This window comes from Micromonospora sp. RP3T, from assembly GCF_003027925.1.
GTDB lineage: Bacteria > Actinomycetota > Actinomycetes > Mycobacteriales > Micromonosporaceae > Micromonospora.
The window spans coordinates 197,487-217,617 of the sequence record NZ_PYPS01000004.1 but is presented as its reverse complement, the minus strand read 5'-3'; the positions used below and the strand labels follow the sequence as shown (position 1 = coordinate 217,617).

Genomic DNA, 20,131 nt, shown 5'->3' with positions numbered 1-20,131 from the left:
AGTGGGTGGGGGCCGGTGCGGCCGGCCCCCACCCCGGTCGGGTCAGCTACCGGCGGCGAGGAGCTGGTTGACCTTGTCCTCGGCGGTCTTGAGCAGGGCGTCGATGTTCGCGTTCGGGTTGGTCAGCACCCCGGACATCGCGGCGTCGAGCACCGCGTAGATGGCCTGGGCGTTGCGCGGCTCCCCCTTGATCGGCACCGGGTTCGCCTCGAAGGCCGTGAAGTTGGTGGTGTCCACGTTGGCGTTGGCCTTGCGCAGCTCCAGTTCCTGCTTCTGCGCGTCGCTGCCGCCTGTGAACAGCAGCGGCTGGGGCAGGCCCACCGGGTAGTTCTGCGGCTTGGCCCGGACGTAGTCGAACTGGCCCTTGCCGGGCGTGAGCTTCTGGTACGCGATCCACTTCAGACCGGCCTTCACCTGCTCCGGGCTCAGGCCCTTCTTGAAGAAGTAGCCCTCGCCGCCGCCGAGCGTCGCCTTGGCGGGCCCGTCCTGGCCGGGCAGCGGGCCCATCGCCCAGTCCTGGTACTTGCCCTGGAACTGGCTGACGATCGCCTGGGTGGCGTCCGGCGCGCCGATGAACATGCCGACCTTGCCGGCCCCGGCGTTGGTCAGCAGGTCACCCCACTGGAGAAGCTGGCGGCTGCCCATGCTGTTGTCGCCGTACCGCATGTCCTTGAGGTTCTGCAGGACCTGTTTGCCCGTCGGGTTGTTGAAGTCGGCCTTCTTGCCGTCGGCGCTGAGCACCTGGCCGCCCTGGGAGTAGAGCAGCGAGGTGAAGTGCCAGCCGCCGGTGTTGCCGGCGCTGTACTCGGAGTACCCGGCGACGCCGCCGCCGAGCGCGGAGATCTTCTTGGCCGCGGCCCGCACCTCGGGCCAGGTCCTCGGCGGGTTGGCCGCGTCGAGGCCGGCGCGCTGGAACAGCGCCTTGTTGTAGATCAGGCCCATCGAGTAGTTCTTCACCGGGATGCCGTAGAGCTTGCCGCCGTCGGTGAAGACCTCCTTGAGCGCCGGGTCCACGCTGTCCCAGGTCGGGATGGTGTCAGTGGTGGCGTACCCGGTGATGTCCATCGCCTGGCCGGAGTCCAGCACCTGCTGGAGGTCGGTCATGTAGCCGTAGAAGACGTCGGTGACGGTGCCACCGGCGAGGCGGGCGGTGAAGTCGGGCGGGTTGTTGCACTGCTCGCCGACGCTGACGCTCTTCACCACGATGGTCGGGTTCTGCCGCTGGAACTCGGCGACGTCGTCGTTCCAGTTCTTCAGCAGTTCCTTCTGCGCGCCGACCGGCTGACAGTCGACCGTGATGGTGACCTTGCCGCCGGCGTCGGCGGAGTCGTCGCTCTTGGTGGAGCACGCCGCGAGGCTGAGCCCGAGGCCGGCCGCGAGCGCCGCCGCCGCGACCTTCCGATATTGCGGTACGGACATCTGTCCATCCCTTCGGGAACGGTTATATCGATGACCTGCACTGGTGTGGGTGACCCCCGGTGAGTGGAGTCAATGTAGCGACGCCGACTCTTAACGGCAAGGTTTCAACGTGATGATGAAAGAACACGACTTGATGACGGATGATCGAGACGACGACCCGAGAGGATGCCGAGCGCGGCACGGGGCGCGTGCCGCTTGACGGGCTACTTGCATTTTGCAAGCATGGTCCCCATGAGCCTCTTCATCACCTGCCCGGTCGAGAGCGTCGAGCGCGCGACCGCCTTCTACACCGCGCTCGGCTGGACCCTCAACGCCGAGATGTCCGACCACAACGTGTCGTGCTTCGCGATCGCCCCCGAGCAGTACGTCATGCTCGGCAGCCGCGAGATGTACGCGAGCGTCGGCGGAGTCGAAGAGCTGGTCGGCGGAGCGCAGACGCCCTCGAAGGTCACGGTCTCGTTCGACCTGGACAGCCGCGAGGCGGTCGACGAGCTCGTCGACCGCGCCGGCGCCGCCGGCGGGCGGATCGGTGACACCGACGACTACCCCTTCATGTACCAGCGCCAGTTCGACGACCCCGACGGCTACCACTACTCACCGTTCTGGATGAAGACGGACGCCGATCCGACCGCGTGAGCGACCTCGCCGCGGCCCTCGACATCGTCGGCGCACGGTGGGCCCTGCTCATCGTGGAACGGCTGCTCGACGGGCCACAACGCTACGGCGATCTGCAGCGCGACCTCGGCGTGCCGACGAACATCCTCGCGACCCGCCTGCGCGAACTCGAAGCGGCTGGCGTGCTGCTCCGCCTACCCCTTCGACACAACACCCGGGCCTACGCGCTGACCGATCGCGGGTTGGCCCTGCGCGAGGCGATCGTCGCGCTCGGCAACTGGGGCCGGAACGAGGCCTAGGAAGCGCCTCTCCGGGGGGCGGGGGCGGTGGAGCCGCGTACCACCAGCTCGGGCTCGAAGAGCAGCTCGTCGTGCAGGACGCCGGCGCCCTCGATCTGGGTGACCAGCAGGTCCACCGCGGCCTGCCCCATCGTCTCGATCGGCTGCCGGACCGTGGTCAGCGGCGGATCGGTGCAGGTCATGAACGCGGAGTCGTCGAAGCCGACCACCGACACGTCGGCCGGCACCGCGCGGCCGAGCCGGCGGGCCGCCCGGATGGTGCCGAGCGCCAGCACGTCGCTGGCGCAGACGATGCCGGTCACCCCGCGCTCGATCAGCTTGGTGGCGGCGACCCGCGCCCCCTCCATGGAGAAGCTGGAACGCTCGACGAAGCGGCGCTCCGGGCCCCAGTCGGCGGCCCGGACCATGGCGTCCAGCTTGCGCCGCGAGGGCACGTGGTCCTCCGGGCCCAGCACCAGGCCGATCCGCTCGTGCCCGAGCGAGCGCAGGTGCCCGTACGCCTGCTCGACCGCGACCGCGTCGTCGGTGGACACGCGCGGGAAGCCCAGCTCCTCGACGCCGGCGTTGACCAGGACCACGGGCAGGCCCCGGTCGGTCAGCCGCCGGTAGTGCTCGTGCGAGGCGTCGGCGAGCGCGTACGAGCCGCCGGCGAAGATGACGCCGCTGACCTGGTGGTCGAGGAGCATCTCCACGTAGCCGGACTCCGGCACGCCGCCGATGGTGCGGGCGCAGAGCGCCGGCGTGAAGCCCCGTTGGGCGAGGGAGCCGGTGACCACCTCGGCCAGCGCCGGGAAGATCGGGTTCTGGAGTTCCGGCAGGACCAGCCCGACCAGTCGGGCCCGCTCCCCGCGCAGCTTCGTCGGGCGCTCGTAGCCGAGCACGTCGAGGGCGGTCAGCACGGCCGTCCGGGTCGCCTCGGACACGCCACCCCGACCGTTGAGCACCCGGCTCACGGTCGCCTCGCTGACGCCCGCCTTGCGGGCCACTTCCGTCAAGCGCTTCGTCACCGCGGCATCGTACGTCAGATTCTTGCAAGAAATGAACAGTGCATCGGCATCCTGCTGGCCAACCGGCACGGTCGTCAGCTCGAAAGATTCGAGCAGTTACATGCTTGAAAGCCTACAAGTGTCAGGAATAACATGAGGCACCTTGTCGGCCGGCACCCCCCGCCTCCGCCGAGGCCCCGTCCCTCCTCGCGAAAGTGGGTGCTCCGATGCAGCGGAGCGTGGAGAGCAGGTCGGGCCGTCGCCCGTCACTGCCGAGAATTCTCGCGGTGGCGGTCACCGCCGCCGCCCTCGTCGTACCGCCGGGTGCCGCCACCGCCGCGGCCGGGTCACCCGGCCCGGCGCCGGTGGTGACGCGGGCCGCCCTCGACCCGGCGCTGACCACCGGTCGCGGCGCCACCGTCGACCACGTCGAGCAGGAGGCGGAGAACGCGCGGACCACCGGCACCGTGATCGGCCCCGACCGCTCCGCCTACACGCTCGCCGGCGAGGCGTCCGGCCGACGCGCCGTGCGCCTGCTCCCCGGTCAGCACGTCGAGTTCACGCTGCCCCGGGCCACCAACGCGCTGACCGTGCGGTACAGCATCCCGGACGCGCCGGGCGGCGGCGGCATCACCGCGCCGCTGCGGGTCGACGTCGGGCGCGCTCCCGCCCGCACGATGCGGCTCACCTCGGCGTACGCCTGGCTCTACAACCAGTACCCGTTCACCAACGACCCCGACGCCGAGCTGCTGCACCCGGACTGGTGGATCACCGAGTGCTCCTGCGTGCCGGCCGCCACCACGCCCGCCCCGGCGATCGCCAAGCCGTTCCGGCCGCACCACTTCTACGACGAGCAGCGGCTGCTGCTCGGGCGCACCCACCGGGCCGGCGAGGTGGTCCGACTGACCGCGCCGACCGGGACGGCCGCCGCCTGGACGGTGATCGACCTGCTGGACGCACACCTGATCGCCCCGCCCCGGGTGGTGCCCCGCGCGGTCAACGTGCTCGCCTTCGGCGCCGACCCGACCGGGCGGCGGGAGTCCGCCGACGCGTTCGACCGGGCCGTCGCGTACGCCCGGCGGGTGGACCGTCCGCTCTACCTGCCGCCGGGCCGGTTCCAGGTCAATCGGCACGTGATCGTCGACGACGTGACGATCGTGGGCGCCGGAAGCTGGTACACCGTCGTGACGGGACGCGAGGTCGCCCTGGACCCGCCCGCGCCGGACGGCTCCCGGCACACCGGCGTCGGCTTCTACGGACGCGACGCCGCCGACGGCGGCAGCCGCGACGTCCACCTCGCCGGCTTCGCCATCGAGGGCGACGTCCGCGAGCGGATCGACACCGACCAGGTCAACGCGCTCGGCGGCGCGCTCAACCACAGTACGATCGACGGCCTCTACCTGCACCACACCAAGGTCGGCATGTGGTTCGACGGGCCGATGACCGGGCTGCGTGTCACGGACACCGTCATCGCCGACCAGATCGCCGACGGCCTCAACTTCCACACCGGCGTCACGCGCTCCTCGGTGACCAACTCGGTGGTCCGCAACAGCGGCGACGACGCGCTGGCCATGTGGTCGGAGGGGACCGCGAACACGGGCAACACGTTCGCGTACAACACGGTGCAGTCCCCCGTGCTGGCCAACGGCATCGCGCTGTACGGCGGCGCCGACCTGACCGTGGCGCACAACCTGGTCGCCGACCCGGTACGCGAGGGCAGCGCGATCCACGTGGGCGCCCGGTTCGGGGCCGAGCCGTTCGCCGGCCGCGTCCGGATCACCGGCAACACCACGGTCCGGGCCGGCACCTACGACCTGAACTGGAACATCGGCCTCGGCGCGATCTGGTTCTACGCGCTGGACCGCAGCATCGACGCCGACATCCAGGTGACCGGTGACGCCTACCTGGACAGCACCTACAACGCGATCATGCTGGTCAGCGACTGGCCGGTGAAGGATCAGGTCCGCATCGACGGCGTCGTGTTCCGCGACGTCCGGGTCGACGGCACCGGCACGTCGGTGGTGAGCGCCCGGACCGCCGGCGGCGCGAGCTTCGCCGGCGTGGACGCGCGCAACGTGGGCGCGGTCGGGGTGAACAACTGCGGCTCGTTCCACTTCACCCCGGCCGGGTCGGAGTTCACCGTGACCGACCTCGGCGGCAACGGCGGATGGCTCGCCCCGTGGCTGCTGCCCAACACCATCACCTGCGACGACCGCCCCCCGGTGGTGCCGCCGCCCCCGCCGTCGACCTGGTGATCGGTACCGCACACGCGTGATGCCGCCACCTCGGTGAGGTGGCGGCATCAGCGCGGTGGATCAGGCCTCGGTGAGCTGGCCCCGCAGCTTGGTCAGGGCGCGGGCGAGCAGCCGCGACACGTGCATCTGGGAGACACCGACCTTGGCGGCGATCTCGCTCTGGGTCAGGTTGCCGTAGAAGCGGAGCGTGAGGATCTTCTGCTCCCGCTCGTCGAGCGTGGCCAGCGCCGGGCCGAGCGAGGCGCGCAGGTCGGCCAGCTCGTACTCGTTGTCGTCGATGCCGAGCGTGTCGCCCAGCTCGGTGGCGCTGTCGCCGTCGCCGATCGGGGTCGAGAGCGAGACCGCGTTGTAGGCGCGCGCGCCCTCCAGGCCCTCCAGGACCTCTTCCTCGGTGACGCCGAGGTGCGTGGCGATGTCGGCGACGGTCGGCGCCCGGTTGAGCGTCTGGGTCAGCGAGCTGTTCGCCTCGGAGATGCGCAGCCGCAGCTCCTGGAGGCGGCGCGGCACCCGGATGTTCCAGGTGCGGTCGCGGAAGTGCCGCTTGATCTCGCCGAGGATGGTCGGGATGGCGAAGCCGGCGAAGTCGACACCGCGGGAGGCGTCGAACCGGTCCACCGCCTTGATCAGGCCCAGCGCGGCCGTCTGCGCGAGGTCACCGGCCGGCTCGCCGCGACCGCTGTAGCGGGCGGCCAGGTGGTTGGCCAGCGGCAGCCACGCCTCGATGACCTGGTTGCGCAGGGCGGCCCGCTTCGGGTGGTCCGCCGGCAGTTCGGCGAGCGCCGCGATCAGCTCGCTGGCACGGGACTCCTCACCGGTCTGCGGCGCGCGGTGCACCTCGGTGGCGGACGGTGCCATGGTCATCGTGGTCATGCTGCCCTTCCTGTCCTCGAAGAACGGGTGGGACCCCCACACCGGTCGTGGGAGCAACACTAGACCAAAGTTCACCAGCAAATCAACCGAACGGACGATGGATGTTTGCCTCATAAGTGGACAAAAAATCAGCGCGGCAGCAGCGGACGGTAATCAGCGGCGGTCAGCGGCAGTGCCGACACGCTTCCGTCGGCGCGCGGCACCTCCAGCGGCTCGCCGTCCCGGCGGAACGCGACGCTGTCCACGTCCGGCCGTTGGGTCAGGCTGCACACGATCTGCCCGAACGCGAGCACCTCGTCGTTACGGCCGGTCTCCTCGCCGGCCTGCCGCACGTCGACAGTGGCGACGGTGCCGGCCAGCGCCGCCCCGGCCACCGCCACCGTGCCCGGCAACGCGGTGGCCAGCCCACGCCGACGCTCCGTCTGGTCCGGCCCGGCCAGCAGGTGCTGAAGGTGGGCGTCCACCCCGGGCAGGCCGTCCACCCGGCGGGTCACCACCGCCAGCCCGTCGTCGCGCACGAAGCAGAACGGCTCGTCCACCCGCCCGTCCGGATCGGCCGTCGTGGTGCCCGCCGGCGTCGGGAACCGCCCGGGCGGCGGCTGGACCAGCCGGGGCTCGTCGTCGACCGGCACGCCGCAGCCGGCCAGCAGCACGACCGCGAGCACCGCCGGCACCAGCCGTCGAACGGTCGGCCGCCCGCCGGCGGCAAGACCCGGCACCGCCCGCCGCGTCATCGGACCGCTCCCGGCAGCTCGATCCGGAACCGGGCGCCCCGCCCCCGGTCCAGCACGGCGGCGGTGCCGCCGTGCGCGGCGGCGTGCTGGGCCACCAGGGCCAACCCGAGGCCGGTGCCGTCGGTGCCGGCCCGGGCGTGCGCGGCCCGGCCCCGGACGAACCGGTCGAAGATGGCCTCCCGATCCGCCGGCGGCACCCCCGGCCCGTCGTCGTCGACCTCCAGGACGCCCACCCCGTCCGCCGCGCCGAGACGGACCGCGACCGGCCCCCCGCCGTACCGCTCGGCGTTCTCCAGCAGGTTCAGCAGGACCTGGGCGAACCGGCGGCGGTCGATCCACCACTGGTGCGGCACCCCGTCGGCCACCGCCACCAGACTCTCCGGCAACGACCGTTCCCGGCAGGCGGCCCGCGCCAGCTCGGCCACGTCGACGGTCTGCCGGTGCGCGGGCTGCTCGGTGCGGGCGAGCTGGATGAGGTCGTCGACCAGCCGCTGGAACCGGGCCACCTCGTCGGCGACCAGGCCGGCCGCGGTGGCGGTGCGCTCGTCCTGGTGCTCCTTGCGACGGTTCAGCACGCTCGCCGCCGCGGCCAGCGTCTGGAGCGGGGAGCGCAGCTCGTGGCTGACGTCGGCGGCGAACCGCCGGTCCCGGTCGATCCGCTGCACCAGCTTGTCGACCATCTCGTTGAACGAGCTGGACAGGCGGGTGAGGTCCGGGTCGGTGGTCGGGTCCAGGCGGGTGGCGAAGTCGCCGGCCGCGATCCGCTCGGCGGCGTCGGCGACCGCGGTGAGCGGGCGCAGGCTGCTGCGGGTGGCGTACCAGCCCAGCGCCGCGCCGGCCCCGGCGATCATGATGGCCACCGCGGTCAGCGCCAGCCCGACCACCTGGAACGTGTCCTCCACCTCACGCAGCGAGGTCAGCTCGTAGTACCCCAGCTCGCCCGGGAGCGGCACGCCGACCAGCAGCGTCGGCTGCCCGTCGAGGCGGATCCGCTGCACGGCGGGCTGCCCGTCGGCGACCACGCGTTGCAGTTCCGCCGGCACCGAGCTGGCGCCCACGTCGGCGGTGCGGGCGTACCACCCGGTGCGCAGGTGCAGCAGCGGACGCCGGGCGCTGCCGGTGTCCAGCGAGCGCAGCACGGCCACCACGTCCGGCGCACCGGTGTCCAGCCCCGACCGGACCACCCCGGCGTCGTAGTACGCGGCCCGGATCGCGGTGCGCTCACGCTCGTCGAGCAGCGAGCGGCGGGTCAGGTCGTACGAGAAGAGCGCCATCAGCGCGGCCAGCAGCAGGGCGCCGACGGCGAACGCGGCGGTGACCCGGGCGCGCAGTCCGGGTCGACTCATCGTTGCAGCTTGTAGCCGAGGCCCCGGAGCGTGACCAGGTGGCGGGGGTTGGCCGGATCCGATTCGATCTTCTGCCGCAGCCGGCCCACGTGCACGTCGACCAGCCGCTCGTCACCGGTCTCGTAGCCCCAGACGCGGCTCAGCAACTGCTGCCGGGACAGCACCCGACCGGCGTGTTCGGCCAGCTCGCAGAGCAGCCGGAACTCGGTGCGGGTCACCGGCACCGGGTGGCCCGAACGGCGCACCTCGCCGGCCTCCGCACTGATCTCCAGGTCGCCGAAGAACTGGGCGGGGGCGGGGCCGGCGACGGTCCGGGCCCGCCGGCGCAGGGCCCGCAGCCGGGCCGACAGCTCCTTGATCGCGACCGGCTTGACCACGTAGTCGTCGGCGCCGGCCTCCAGCGCGGCGACGATGTCGTGGGTGTCGTCGCGGGCGCTGATCACCACGACCGGGACCTCGTCGTCGCGGCGCAACTGGCGGATGCAGTCGAAACCGTCGATGCCGGGCAGCATCAGGTCGACGAGCACGTAGTCGGCCGGGCTCTCCCGCTGCCGCCGCAGCCCCTCCTCCGCCGTCGCAGCCCCGTCTGCCCGGTAGCCCTCCTCCTCCAGCGCGAGCTGGAGCGCGAGCCGGATACGGTCGTCGTCCTCGATCACCAGTACGGCCGTCATAGGGGCATCATGACCGGCGCAGCACGGGTCGCCCAATCGCGCCGGCCGTTCGTGGCTTTTGTCATCGAACCGTCATCCAACCGTCCGGTGACCTCCACGGTCACCGCCAAGAGTGGGAGCGGACCGGAACCCGTCACGGAAGCGATCTGATGACCACCAGCCTGCCGCCCTCCCCGCCGGAGCCCACCGTGCCGCACGTCCGGGTGGAGATCACCGAGGAACTGGACCTGGCCGGACTGCCCGAGGTCACCCACGTACTGGATCAGATCCTGGCGCTGCGCCCCCGCGCGGTGACTATCGACCTGGCCGAGTGCCGGCACGTGGACGCCGCCGCCATCGCGCTTCTGCTGGACGTGCACCGCCAACTCGCCCGGCGTGACGGAACTCTCACGCTGAGCAACCCACATCCCCGGATCCGGCGCATCCTGGCCACCGCCGGACTCGGCGTGACCGTTCCCATCGTCGACACGCCCCGCCCGGCCACGCGCGGCCGGGCCCGGGTCTCGTCCGCGCCACGCTGAGGAGGAGTGGTGACCGTCAGCACGCTCGTCGGGGCGCTGGTCGTGGGACTCGCGGTGGGCGGGTTGGGGCGGCTGGCCGTCCCGGGACGGAAGGCCGTACCGGTCTGGTTGACCCTCGCGCTCGGGGTGGCCGCCGCGCTGCTCGGCGCGATCGTGACCGGGTTGGTCGACCGACGGCCGGACGGCACCGTGCTGGTGTCCCTGCTGGTGCAGTGCGGTTTCGCCGCCCTGGCCGTCATCCTGGCGGTGCTGGCCGCCGGCCGGCCCGGGGCGGAACGGTCGGCGCCGCCCGACCCGGGGGCCCGGCGGAAGGAGGAGGTGTGACTGTCGTACCGGCGGAACACCTGATGATGCTGATCTGCGACGCCTGCGGCGACAGCGTGACCGGCACGGGCACCACGCTGCCGGACGCCGAGGTGGTGTGGACGCTGGTCTTCGAGCACGACTGGGTCGGTTCCCCGTTCGCCTCCGGACCGCACCACTGCCCCCGGTGCAGCGCCCGGGCGGCGGTCGCCGACGACGGGCTGGGCCTGGACGACCTGGAACAGGTCGGGGGGCAACCGGCCGCGCCGGAGACGGACTCCGCCGAGGCGGTACGCCGGGCGCTGACCGACCGGCACGTCCGGGGCGAGCGGGTGCTTGTCGACCTCGCCGGCCTGGAGGTGATCGACTCCGTCGGCCTCGGCCTGCTGGTCCGCGCGCACCAGGAGGCCCGGCGGGACGGCCGGCGGCTGTGCCTGGTGGCGCCGTCGCGGTTCGTGCTGACCGTGTTGCACACCATGCGGCTCGACGGCGTGTTCTCCGTCGTCGACGACCGCGTCCCGGCGTCGGGTGCCGCACCCGACCCGAGGTCACGAGCGAGCAGAAGGAGCCTCCCGCAGTGATGATGCCCTGGCCGTACCCCGATTTCCCGTTCGCCGGCGACGGGCCGGAGCCCGACGGCGCGGACGTGCGGCTGGCCTCCCTGGTGGCCCAGCGGCTCAGTGCCGACTGGACCACCCGGCGGCAGCAGATCACGGTCACCGTGCAGAACCGGGTGGTCATCCTCGCCGGCATGGTCGCCGATCCGGAGACCCGGCGGGTCGCCGCCGAGCTGGCCTGGGACGTACCCGGCGTGTTCGACGTCTGCAACGCGCTGCGGCTCTACGGCGGGCGGCGCTCCCGGCGCTGATCCGCCGGTTGCACGCATCGGCGCACGCCTCTACCCTCTGCGTGGGAGCGCTCCCCAGGCCGCCACGTCGGGCTTTCCGGGCAGGTTGACGACGGGCACCGTCCGATCACCACCCACCAGATGGGACCTTCCCGCATGTTCTCGACTTCCCGCCCGTCCCGGCGGCATCTGCTCGTCGGCGGCGCGGTCGGCGCGCTCGCCCTGGCGGCGACCGCCGTCATGCCGACGACGGACGCGATGGCCGCGACCGGCTGCGCCGTCACCTACACCACCAACTCCTGGCAGGGCGGCTTCACCGCCAACGTGACAGTGAAGAACCTGGGCGACCCGGTGAGCAACTGGACGCTGGGCTTCAGCTTCCCCGACGGCGGCCAGCGGGTGGTGCAGGGCTGGTCGGCCACCTGGCAGCAGAGCGGCGCCGCGGTGACCGCGCGCAGCCTGGACTACAACGGCGCGCTCGGCACCGGCGCCAGCACCACCGTCGGCTTCAACGGCTCGTGGACCGGGTCGAACCCGAACCCGACCGCGTTCACGCTCAACGGCACGGTCTGCACCGGCGGCACGAGCACCCCGCCGCCCACCACGCCGCCGCCGACCACTCCCCCGCCGACCACCCCGCCGCCGCCCACCGGCACCACGCCGGTCGCGATCAACGGGCAGCTCCGGGTCTGCGGCGTCAACCTCTGCAACCAGTACGGCCGCCCGATCCAACTGCGCGGCATGAGCACACACGGGTTGCAGTGGTTCGCCAACTGCTACACCGACACCTCGCTCAACGCGCTCGCCGACGACTGGCAGGCCGACCTGCTGCGCATCGCGATGTACGTGCAGGAGCAGGGCTACGAGACGAACCCGGCCGCCTTCACCAACCAGGTGAACACGCTCGTCGACAAGGCCGAGGCCCGGGGCATGTACGCGCTGATCGACTTCCACACGCTGACCCCCGGCGACCCGACCTACAACCTGGACCGGGCCAAGACGTTCTTCGCCACCGTGTCGGCGCGCAACGCGGCCAAGAAGAACGTCATCTACGAGATCACCAACGAGCCCAACGGGGTGAGCTGGTCGACCATCCGCAACTACGCCGAGCAGGTCATCCCGGTGATCCGGGCGAACGACCCGGACGCGGTGATCATCGTCGGCACCCGGGGCTGGTCCTCGCTCGGCGTGTCCGACGGCGGCAACTCCGACGAGATCGTCAACAACCCGGTCCGGGCGGAGAACATCATGTACACGTTCCACTTCTACGCCGCGTCGCACAAGGACAACTACCGCAACGAGGTGCAGCGGGCCGCCGCCCGGCTGCCGCTGTTCGTCACCGAGTTCGGCACGGTGACCTACACCGGTGACGGCGCGGTCGACACGGCCAGCAGCAACGCCTGGCTCGACCTGCTCGACCGGCTGAAGATCAGCTACGCCAACTGGACGTTCTCGGACGCGCCCGAGGGCAGCGCGGCGCTGCGGCCGGGCACCTGCGCGGCAGGGAACTTCACCGGCACGTCGGTGCTGACCGAGTCCGGCGCGTACCTGCGCAACCGGATCCGTACCCCGGACAACTTCCCCACCTCCTGACCGGGCGGCCGGCGGCGGCCCTCCCCCTTCGGGTCGCCGCCGGCCCGCCCCCGCCCGGGTCGTAGCGTGAGCACATGACGCCGACCGCGACCGTGCTGCTGGTCTTCGGCCGGGGAGTGGTGGCCGACGACCACGGTTACCGGCTCACCGCCGAGGGTGTCGCCCGCACCCGCGCCGCCGTCGGGTACGTTCGTGCCCACGCGGCCGAGTTCCGGGCCGCGCCCGACGCGCGGGTGGTGTTCACCGGTGGCTGGCCGCACGGGCCGGCCGGGGCGCCGGACCCGCCGGCGGGCTGCCGCGAGGGGGAGCTGATGCGGGCGCTCGCCCGCGACGCCGGCCTCGACGCGTACGCCCGGCTGGACGCCGAGACGCGCTCCCGCACCACGTTGCAGAACCTCGCGCTCACCGTCCAGGACGGACTGCTCGGCGCGGCCGGGTTCACCGCCGCCCACCCGCTCGGGCTGGTCTCCCATCCGTGGCACCTGCCCCGCATCCGGCTGCTCGCCGCGCGGGCGCTCGGGCTACGCGGCGCGCAGTTGCTGGACGTGCCGGTGACCGGCCCGGACGCGGTGCCGGCCGGACGTGAACGGGCGGCCCGGGTGGCCTGCCGGATCGGCTATCTGGGCCTGCGTACCCCGGAAGCGCTGTTGCGCCGCGAACGTGGGCTGACCCGCGCCGCCCACCGCGTGGAACGGCTGCTCGGCACGCGGGGATTCGGGGCCCGACGCGCGGGGTAGAACGCTCGTCGATCCACCCGGCGGGCCGCGCCGGCGGACGACGCCAACCCGGGAGGTTCCGTGATCGTGCTGGTGCCGGTGTATCGGCCGGGTGACCGGCTGCCGCCGCTCGTCACCGACCTGACCGCCGCGTTGCCCGGGGCGTCCGTGCTGGTCGTCGACGACGGCAGCGGCCCGGACGCCGCGCCGGTGCTCGCCGAGGCCCGCGCCCGGGGCGCGACCGTGCTGCGCCGCCGGGTCAACCGGGGCAAGGGCGTGGTGCTGCGCACCGGTTTCCGGTACGCCCTGACGCACCGCCCGGACGAGGACGTGGTCTGTGTGGACGCCGACGGCCAGCACCAGGTTTCCGATGTGGTCCGCGTGGTCGACCGGATGCGCGACACCGACGCCCAGACGCTGGGAGTGCGCCGGTTCGACGGCGAGGTCCCGGCCCGCAGCCGGTTCGGCAACGCCGCGACCCGGGCCGCGTTCCGGCTGGCCACCGGCCGGGACGTACGGGACACCCAGACCGGGCTGCGCGCCTACCCGGCCGGGCTGTTGCACCGGCTCACCACGGTCCCCGGCGACCGCTTCGAGTACGAGATGAACGTGCTGCTGGACGCCGTCCGGGCCGGGTTGCCGATCGAACAGGTCGACATCGCCACCCGCTACCACGCCGGCAACTCGGGATCGCACTTCTCGGCGCTGGCCGACTCGGTCCGGATCTACCGCCCGCTGGTCGGCTTCGCCGCCGCAAGGGCGCTCTCGCTCGCCCCGGTCGGGGTGGACGCGCCCGCCGAGCGCGCGGCGACGCCCGACCCGTCCCCCGCCCGGACCTCCTGAGCCGGCGGCCGAAGATCCCGAGCCGGCGGGGCGGCCGGCGCGTGCCGGCCGCCCCCGGGCCCGGTCAGGGATAGCTGACCACGTTGACCGGCACGGTGTTCGTGCCCTGCGCCGGCCCGCCGGTGTCGTTGATGACGTGGGTGATCGACCCGTTGCCACCCAGCGAGACGGTGAGCAGGTCGTGGAACCGCACGCCGGCCCGGGTCGGGGCCTCGAAGGCGTGGTAGGCGGCGATGGTCGGGTCCACGTTGAAGTAGCAGTAGCTGCCCATCCCCCAGCCCTCGAACGAGGTGACCGGGTCGGCGACCTTGAACGCCGCGTACCCGACCCGGGAACCGTTCGTCCAGGCGGCGGCGTTCGGCGGGTCGTACGGCAGCTCGTTCTGGAAGAAGATGGTGCGCCCGTTCTCGCCGTTCCAGATCACCTCGTGCTTCTGGTAGTGCTCGACGAAGAGCCCGAGCGCGGTGACGTTGTCGCCGTTGACGATCAGTCCGGTGTCGGCGGTGTTCACGGTCCAGCCGATGCCGGTGCCGTGGTCGCCCCGCCAGGCCCAGATGTGGTCGATCAGCGCGTCGTCCTGGTTGACCACCAGGCTGGTGGTCGCCTTGCCGGCGTGCGCGCCGCCGATGCGGAAGAACACGTCCTGCACCGAGGTGGGGTCGGTGGCGTGCCGGGCCGCCGAGCCGGCGGGGCCGACCTGCAACAGCACCGGGGAGTTCACCGCGCCGGCGTCGAACAGCAGCCCGGCGAGCCGGACCCCGTCGACGTCGGCGACCGTCATCGGCACCACGCCGTTCTGCGGCACCAACGTGGGGTAGCCGATGCCGAGCACGACCGTGCCGGGCCGGTTGACCGCGATGGTCCGGTCGACGGCGTAGACGCCGGGCGTGAACAGCAGGTTCAGCCCCTGGGCCAGCGCGGTGTTGATGGTGGCCGCCGAGTCGCCGGGCTTCGCCACGTAGAACTGGCTCAGCGGGATCGACGTGCCGGGCGTGGCACCGCCCAGCCAGGACGCGCCGACCGCGTTGGTCCGGGTGGACGGCACGAACACCTGGTAGGCGCCGCCGCTGTCGAGGTAGAGGTAGGGCACGTCGCGGCTGACCGGGGTCTGGGCCAGCGTGGTGTACGGCGGGTTCGGGAAGCTGGTCGCGGGCGCGCCGACCACGCCGGAGTTGGTCACGTTCCAGACCGCGTTGAGGTACCCGCCCACGTTGCTGTCCCGGGTGTACCACTGCTGCTGGGAGTACGGCTGGACCACGCCGGTGACCCGGCTGTCCGCGATGTAGCCGCCGCTGGCCCAGCCGTAGCCGTTCGGGGCCAGGTTCAGGTCGCCCTGGATGTCCATCCGGCGGAACGGCGCGGCCTGCGACACCGCCCAGCGGGTGAAGCCGGCGGACGGGAAGACCCGCATGTTCGACGCCGAGCGCCAGAAGTTCTGGGTGGCGTTGCCACCGAACCAGCCGGCGTCCACCGTGACGTCGCCGTGGATGCGCACGTCCCCGGGGTTCCGGCCGAGCCCCATGATCGAGGTGTAGAAGCCGATCTGCGCGTTGATGCCGGAGTAGTCGCCCGGCTTGAACAGCAGCGCGTACCGCTCGGTGCCGAACTGGTTCGACTCCTGGGTGCGGAAGACGGCGTCGAGCTGGCTCTGGATGGTGGTGGCCGACATCGACGGGTCGAACGTGAGCACGTTGGGCCCGAGCGGTCCGCCGCCGGGCACGGTGCCGCCGCCGGTGGTGTTGACGACCAGTTCCCAGAGCGAGTAGCCGTAGCCGGTGGCCCGGGCTGTGCCGTACACCCGCAGGTAGCGGCCGGTACCGCTGACGGTCACCGCGTCGGTGCCGCCGTCGCCGCTGGTGGTGCCGTAGACCGAGGTCCAGGTGGCGCCGTCGGTCGAGGTCTGGATCTGGTACGCCCGCGCGTACGCGGCCTCCCAGGTGAGCACCACCCGGCAGATGGTACGCACGCTGCCCAGGTCGACGCGGAGCCACTGCGGGTCGGCGGCGGCGCTGGCCCAGCGGGTGCCCGGGTCGCCGTCGACCGCCGCCGAGGCGGGGGTGCCGGCGTTCTCGGTCGACGAGGCGGTGGCCGGTCGGCCCTGGGCCGCGTTCGTCGCGGTGTCGCAGCCGCTGCCGCCGCCGGTGGTGCCGTAGACCTGGAACTCCCAGAGCGAGTAGCCGTAGGCGGTGGCCCGCGCGGTGCCGGACACCCGCACGTAGCGGCCGGTGCCGTCGACGGTCAGGTCGTCGGTGCCGCCGTCGCCGTTCGTGGTGCTGAACACGGTGGTCCAGGCGGCGCCGTCGGTGGAGGTCTGCACCTGGTAGGCCCGCGCGTACGCACCTTCCCAGGCGAGGCTGACCCGGGAGACGGTGGCGGTCACGCCGAGGTCGACCTGGATCCACTGGGGATCGGCGAACGCGCTGGACCAGCGGGTGCCGGTGTTGCCGTCGGTGGCGTTGGACGCCGGGGTGCCGGCGTTCTCGGTCGAGGAGGCGGTGGTGGGCCGGCCCTGGGACAGCAGCGGGTCGGCGGCGCGGGCCGGCCCCGCCGGGGCGGTCAGCGCTCCGGCGGCGAGCAGCGCGGCCAGCGCGGCGAGCAGCCGGCGGACCGGCCGGCGGCGGACGGGCGGAAGGGGTGACATGGGCAGCTCCGGGACGGGTGGAGTGCGGGAACGGGCACGGGCGTGCCGGGGTGGCCGCCCGTGCGCTGGACCATCCCCGCACGCAGTGGCGCATGTCAATTCCCCGCAGCGGCTTCCCCCGCTTTTTTCGCACCTTGTGAAAAGTCCGGAACAAAGCGCCCGGCCGCGTCCTCACCCGGTCGCGGTCACCGCCGCCGCGACCCGCCGGACCCGCTCCGGGCAAGTGAGCACGTCGACGTTGTCGACGTACTGGTCCACCGCGCCGACCGGTGGCCGGTCGCGCAGGTCCGGGTCGTCGATCGACGCGCGCAGCGCCTCGACGAACCGACCCGCGTGCAGCACCAGGAACGGTCGGTCGTGGAACGGACGGGCGGTCGGGTCCACGGGCGCGGCCAGCCCGGCGTCGTTGGTCCAGGCCGCCACCGTCTCCAGGGCCCGCACCAGGCCGGCCTGCCGGGCCGGCCAGTCCCCGGGCCCGAGCGCGACCGCCAGCGCGTCCCGCACCGGCGCCGCCGCCGGCAGGCCGGCGAAGACCGTGCCGAGCCACTTCGGGTACGGCGGCCAGCGGCGGTGCAGCACCAGGCCGAGGCGCATCAGGTCACGGGCCAGCCCGGCCACGACGATCCGGCTGCCCAGGTCGTCGCCGACCTCGGCGCACCGGCCGGCCAGGTGCTCGGCCTGCGCCACCCGCTGCCAGCCGGCCAGCAGCACGTGCCGCCACACGTCGTCCGGGTACCACGCCAGCCGGGCGCGGACGGCGGTGAGCGCACCGTCCAGCCCGTCGTGGAACACCGCGCCGCCGGTCAGCTCGGCGAGCCGCTGCGTCGGCGTGGCCAGCCAGTCCGCCGCCGTCAGGCCCTCCCGCGGATCGACACCCAGCCGGTCCCGCAGCCACGCCCCGAGCTCGTCGACGCTCACCCCGTGCCGGTCACCGTCCGCCCGGACCACCCCGAGCCGGACCGTCGGTCCACCGGCGAACCGGGCCGGCCAGCCGAGGAACTCCCCCGGCAGTCCCGCGTCGAGCACCGCCCGCACCTCGGGCACCCGCGCCGCGTCCGCCACGAACACCTGGGTACGCGGACCCCAGTCGTGGTCGGTGGAGCGGGGCGTGTCGAGGCCGAACAGCTCGGAGCCGCCGTCGAGCAGGCCGGCGGCGTACCGCAGGCCGGGCAGCCGGCGGGCCAGCAGCGGGGCCACCACCTCGTCGTGGAACCGACGGGCCAGGATCAGACCGGGTACGAAGCTCACCGGGCCAGTCTGCGCGCACCGGCGCTCGTCGGGCCGCCCGTTTCCGGCCCCCGGGTGCGTCCCCCACCTCGTCGGTGGGCTGTGCCACAGTGGTCGGCGTGGCACAGCGACCCCCGATCCTGCTGATCGACTCCCCCAGCCTCTACTTCCGCGCCTACTTCGGCATTCCCGAGTCGGCCGCGAAGACGGGCGACGGCCAGCCGGTCAACGCCGTGCGCGGCTTCCTCGACATGCTCGCCCAACTGGTGCGCACCCGTCGGCCGGACCGGATGATCTGCACGCTGGACCACGACTGGCGGCCGGCCTGGCGGGTGGAGCTGCTGCCGTCGTACAAGGCGCACCGGGTCGCGCCGCAGGGCGGCGAGGTCGTGCCGGACACGCTCTCCCCGCAGGTGCCGATGATCCTCGAGGTGCTCGACGCGCTCGGCGTCCCGGCGGTCGGCGCGACCGGCTACGAGGCCGACGACGTGCTGGGCACGCTCTCGGTGACCCAGCCGGGGCCGGTCGAGGTGGTCTCCGGCGACCGCGACCTGTTCCAGCTCGTCGACGACGACCACCCGACGCGCCTGCTCTACGTCGGGCGGGGCGTGGCCAAGCTGGACGACTGCGACGACGCCGCGGTGCGGGCCCGCTACGGCGTGCCCGCCGACCGGTACGCCGACTTCGCCGCGCTGCGCGGCGACCCGAGCGACGGCCTGCCGGGCGTTCCCGGGGTGGGTGAGAAGACCGCCGCCCGGTTGATCGAGCGCTACGGCGGCCTCGACGGCATCCTGGCCGCGCTCGACGATCCCGCTTCCGGCTTCGCGCCGGGCCTGCGCGGCAAGCTCGACGCCGCCCGCGACTACCTGGCCGTGGCGCCCAAGGTGGTCCGCGTCGCCACCGACGTGCCGCTGCCCGAGCTGGACCCGACGCTGCCGACGTCCCCGGCCGATCCGGACCGGCTGCTCGACCTGGCGCAGCGCTGGAACCTGGCCGGCTCCTGCCGACGCCTGGTCGACGCGCTCGCCACCCCCCGCCCCTGACCCACCCCTGACCCACCCCTGACCCACCCCTCCCCCGCCGCGCCCCCGTCACCCGACCCCCGCCCCGGTCCGCGCTGTTCCACGGAAAGAGTGGCCATTCCGAGCGGGATGGCCACTCTTTCCGTGAATTGGTGCTCCGGGCCATGGCCCTGGGGGGCGGGTCAGGGGTTTCGGTCGGTGTTTCGGCGGGAGGGGAACTGCGCACCCGGCTGCGCCAGCGTCGACCGGGCCCGCAGGCCCACCGGGTCCGGCGCCGGTTCGGCCTCGACCAGCGGAGACGCGCCGTCCAGCCGTGCCGCCACGTACGCGGCGCCGGCCCGGTCGTCGTCGGACGGCGCGGCGAGCAACGCGTAGACCAGCCCGACCACGCCGAAGACCACCGCGAGCACGATCGGCACCAGCAGACCGCTGACCTCGGTGCCACCGGAGGTCGCGCCCCGGCCCTCGTGCAGGTGCACCGACAGCGCGCTCATGCCGGTGAAGTGCATGCCGTTCACGGCGATGCCCATGACCAGCGCGGAGGCGATGATGGCGACGCCACGCCGGACGGTCATCGCCAGCCAGAGCGCGACCGTGGCGGCCACCAGCGCGATCACCACGGAGAGCGCCACCCGCAGCGGGTCGTAGCCGAGCGTGCCGTCCAGCCGCATCGCCGCCATGCCGGTGTAGTGCATGGCGGCCACCCCGGCGCCGGTGAAGAAGCCACCGGCGAGCAGCCGGGTCGCGGTGAGCCGACCGGTGCCCACGATGGCCAGGCCGATGCCGACCGCACCCATCGCGATCACCGTGCTGGCGGCGGTCAGCGGCACGTCGTAGCGGATCCGGGTGCCGGCGACCGCGAAGCCGAGCATGGCCATGAAGTGCATCGCCCAGATGGCGGTGCCGCCCAGCGCCCAGGCCGCGAGCAGACCCCACCAGGCTCGCTGGCCGGCGCCGGTGGCGGTCCGGATCCGCCCCGCGCAGACCAGTCCGAGCGCCGAGCCGAGCACGGACAGCGCATAGCTGAGCGCGGGTGTGATCCACCCGTACTCAAAGTGATTGATCTCGCCCACGGTGACCTTCCCCCGATCCGCTACCGACGCCTGACCCGACGCGTCCCGGCAATGATCCGGCAGCGTCTGAGCAGGCATGACGGCGGCCCCCCGGATGTTCGGGGGGTGCCGTCGCGATGACGCAGCGATGCGTCGTTTTCCCGCCGGCGG

The 20,131-nt window shown here is 72.9% G+C and carries 20 protein-coding genes; 11 read left to right on the top strand and 9 right to left on the bottom strand.

Annotated features, from left to right (window positions below):
• Positions 1-42 precede the first annotated feature (42 nt).
• Positions 43-1,419 (bottom strand): ABC transporter substrate-binding protein, encoded by a 1,377-nt coding sequence (locus C8054_RS05525; protein WP_107155622.1) that lies wholly within the window; start codon positions 1,417-1,419, stop codon positions 43-45.
• Between the two features lie 231 nt (positions 1,420-1,650).
• Here C8054_RS05525 and C8054_RS05520 point away from each other — a divergent pair, with 231 nt between their 5' ends.
• Positions 1,651-2,055 carry a VOC family protein gene (locus C8054_RS05520; protein WP_107155621.1) on the top strand — a complete coding sequence of 135 codons (405 nt, stop codon included), beginning with the start codon at positions 1,651-1,653 and terminating at the stop codon, positions 2,053-2,055.
• Positions 2,052-2,333, top strand: coding sequence for a helix-turn-helix domain-containing protein (locus tag C8054_RS05515; RefSeq protein WP_107155620.1), 282 nt, complete (start codon positions 2,052-2,054; stop codon positions 2,331-2,333). Before C8054_RS05520 ends, C8054_RS05515 begins: the two co-directional genes overlap by 4 nt.
• On the opposite strand, the gene C8054_RS05510 is transcribed toward C8054_RS05515, so the two are convergent.
• Positions 2,330-3,340, bottom strand: a complete 1,011-nt coding sequence (locus C8054_RS05510; protein ID WP_107155619.1) for a LacI family DNA-binding transcriptional regulator — start codon at positions 3,338-3,340, stop codon at positions 2,330-2,332. The two genes, C8054_RS05515 and C8054_RS05510, sit on opposite strands and share 4 nt — an antisense overlap.
• A gap of 206 nt (positions 3,341-3,546) precedes the next feature.
• Between C8054_RS05510 and C8054_RS05505 the strand changes: the two genes are divergently transcribed.
• On the top strand, positions 3,547-5,574 hold the full coding sequence (locus tag C8054_RS05505; protein WP_107155618.1) for a glycosyl hydrolase family 28-related protein: 2,028 nt from the start codon (positions 3,547-3,549) through the stop codon (positions 5,572-5,574).
• Between the two features lie 60 nt (positions 5,575-5,634).
• Here the strand turns inward: C8054_RS05505 and C8054_RS05500 are convergent, their stop codons facing one another.
• The 4 genes from C8054_RS05500 to C8054_RS05485 form a co-directional block, all read right to left on the bottom strand.
• A complete protein-coding gene (locus tag C8054_RS05500) occupies positions 5,635-6,444 on the bottom strand; it encodes a SigB/SigF/SigG family RNA polymerase sigma factor (RefSeq protein ID WP_107155617.1) in 810 nt (269 codons plus the stop codon).
• 128 nt (positions 6,445-6,572) lie between these two features.
• The gene (locus C8054_RS05495) at positions 6,573-7,178 is read right to left on the bottom strand and encodes a GerMN domain-containing protein (RefSeq protein ID WP_107155616.1); all 606 of its coding nucleotides are present in this window, start codon (positions 7,176-7,178) and stop codon (positions 6,573-6,575) included.
• Entirely contained in the window at positions 7,175-8,524 is a 1,350-nt protein-coding gene (locus tag C8054_RS05490) for a cell wall metabolism sensor histidine kinase WalK (protein WP_107155615.1), read from the bottom strand. The genes C8054_RS05495 and C8054_RS05490 overlap by 4 nt, the downstream gene beginning before the upstream one ends.
• The gene (locus C8054_RS05485) at positions 8,521-9,195 is read right to left on the bottom strand and encodes a response regulator transcription factor (RefSeq protein WP_107155614.1); all 675 of its coding nucleotides are present in this window, start codon (positions 9,193-9,195) and stop codon (positions 8,521-8,523) included. Before C8054_RS05485 ends, C8054_RS05490 begins: the two co-directional genes overlap by 4 nt.
• Positions 9,196-9,344: 149 nt before the next feature.
• Here C8054_RS05485 and C8054_RS05480 point away from each other — a divergent pair, with 149 nt between their 5' ends.
• The 7 genes from C8054_RS05480 (at position 9,345) to C8054_RS05450 (ending at position 14,018) form a co-directional block, all read left to right on the top strand.
• Positions 9,345-9,716, top strand: coding sequence for an STAS domain-containing protein (locus C8054_RS05480; protein WP_107155613.1), 372 nt, complete (start codon positions 9,345-9,347; stop codon positions 9,714-9,716).
• 9 nt (positions 9,717-9,725) lie between these two features.
• On the top strand, positions 9,726-10,040 hold the full coding sequence (locus C8054_RS05475) for a hypothetical protein (RefSeq protein ID WP_107155662.1): 315 nt from the start codon (positions 9,726-9,728) through the stop codon (positions 10,038-10,040).
• The gene (locus tag C8054_RS05470; protein WP_199199548.1) at positions 10,037-10,600 is read left to right on the top strand and encodes an STAS domain-containing protein; all 564 of its coding nucleotides are present in this window, start codon (positions 10,037-10,039) and stop codon (positions 10,598-10,600) included. Before C8054_RS05475 ends, C8054_RS05470 begins: the two co-directional genes overlap by 4 nt.
• Complete coding sequence (locus C8054_RS05465; protein ID WP_107155661.1) at positions 10,597-10,887, top strand: BON domain-containing protein; 291 nt, start codon at positions 10,597-10,599, stop codon at positions 10,885-10,887. The genes C8054_RS05470 and C8054_RS05465 overlap by 4 nt, the downstream gene beginning before the upstream one ends.
• 135 nt (positions 10,888-11,022) lie before the next feature.
• The gene (locus tag C8054_RS05460; protein ID WP_107155612.1) at positions 11,023-12,459 is read left to right on the top strand and encodes a cellulase family glycosylhydrolase; all 1,437 of its coding nucleotides are present in this window, start codon (positions 11,023-11,025) and stop codon (positions 12,457-12,459) included.
• A 74-nt stretch (positions 12,460-12,533) separates the two neighbouring features.
• Positions 12,534-13,196 (top strand): YdcF family protein, encoded by a 663-nt coding sequence (locus tag C8054_RS05455; RefSeq protein WP_107155611.1) that lies wholly within the window; start codon positions 12,534-12,536, stop codon positions 13,194-13,196.
• A gap of 60 nt (positions 13,197-13,256) precedes the next feature.
• Complete coding sequence (locus tag C8054_RS05450; protein ID WP_107155610.1) at positions 13,257-14,018, top strand: glycosyltransferase family 2 protein; 762 nt, start codon at positions 13,257-13,259, stop codon at positions 14,016-14,018.
• 64 nt (positions 14,019-14,082) lie between these two features.
• Here the strand turns inward: C8054_RS05450 and C8054_RS05445 are convergent, their stop codons facing one another.
• Together C8054_RS05445 and C8054_RS05440 are read right to left on the bottom strand one after the other, a co-directional pair.
• Positions 14,083-16,659 carry a discoidin domain-containing protein gene (locus tag C8054_RS05445; protein ID WP_107155609.1) on the bottom strand — a complete coding sequence of 859 codons (2,577 nt, stop codon included), beginning with the start codon at positions 16,657-16,659 and terminating at the stop codon, positions 14,083-14,085.
• A 171-nt stretch (positions 16,660-16,830) separates the two neighbouring features.
• Positions 16,831-17,907 carry a DUF4037 domain-containing protein gene (locus C8054_RS05440; protein ID WP_107155608.1) on the bottom strand — a complete coding sequence of 359 codons (1,077 nt, stop codon included), beginning with the start codon at positions 17,905-17,907 and terminating at the stop codon, positions 16,831-16,833.
• Positions 17,908-18,005: 98 nt separating this feature from the next.
• On the opposite strand from C8054_RS05440, the gene C8054_RS05435 reads away from it, so the two are divergent.
• A complete protein-coding gene (locus tag C8054_RS05435; protein ID WP_107155660.1) occupies positions 18,006-18,929 on the top strand; it encodes a 5'-3' exonuclease in 924 nt (307 codons plus the stop codon).
• Positions 18,930-19,090: 161 nt separating this feature from the next.
• Here the strand turns inward: C8054_RS05435 and C8054_RS05430 are convergent, their stop codons facing one another.
• The gene (locus tag C8054_RS05430) at positions 19,091-19,981 is read right to left on the bottom strand and encodes an MHYT domain-containing protein (protein ID WP_107155607.1); all 891 of its coding nucleotides are present in this window, start codon (positions 19,979-19,981) and stop codon (positions 19,091-19,093) included.
• Positions 19,982-20,131 lie beyond the last annotated feature (150 nt).

Bases quoted from the DNA above. Each gene is read 5' to 3' on its own strand.
- C8054_RS05505 (WP_107155618.1), top strand. From the start codon at position 3,547: ATGCAGCGGAGCGTGGAGAGCAGGTCGGGCCGTCGCCCGTCACTGCCG.
- C8054_RS05455 (WP_107155611.1), top strand. From the start codon at position 12,534: ATGACGCCGACCGCGACCGTGCTGCTGGTCTTCGGCCGGGGAGTGGTG.
- C8054_RS05520 (WP_107155621.1), top strand. From the start codon at position 1,651: ATGAGCCTCTTCATCACCTGCCCGGTCGAGAGCGTCGAGCGCGCGACC.
- C8054_RS05495 (WP_107155616.1), bottom strand. From the start codon at position 7,178: ATGACGCGGCGGGCGGTGCCGGGTCTTGCCGCCGGCGGGCGGCCGACC.
- C8054_RS05490 (WP_107155615.1), bottom strand. From the start codon at position 8,524: ATGAGTCGACCCGGACTGCGCGCCCGGGTCACCGCCGCGTTCGCCGTC.
- C8054_RS05445 (WP_107155609.1), bottom strand. From the start codon at position 16,659: ATGTCACCCCTTCCGCCCGTCCGCCGCCGGCCGGTCCGCCGGCTGCTC.
- C8054_RS05460 (WP_107155612.1), top strand. From the start codon at position 11,023: ATGTTCTCGACTTCCCGCCCGTCCCGGCGGCATCTGCTCGTCGGCGGC.
- C8054_RS05480 (WP_107155613.1), top strand. From the start codon at position 9,345: ATGACCACCAGCCTGCCGCCCTCCCCGCCGGAGCCCACCGTGCCGCAC.
- C8054_RS05500 (WP_107155617.1), bottom strand. From the start codon at position 6,444: ATGACCACGATGACCATGGCACCGTCCGCCACCGAGGTGCACCGCGCG.
- C8054_RS05485 (WP_107155614.1), bottom strand. From the start codon at position 9,195: ATGACGGCCGTACTGGTGATCGAGGACGACGACCGTATCCGGCTCGCG.
- C8054_RS05525 (WP_107155622.1), bottom strand. From the start codon at position 1,419: ATGTCCGTACCGCAATATCGGAAGGTCGCGGCGGCGGCGCTCGCGGCC.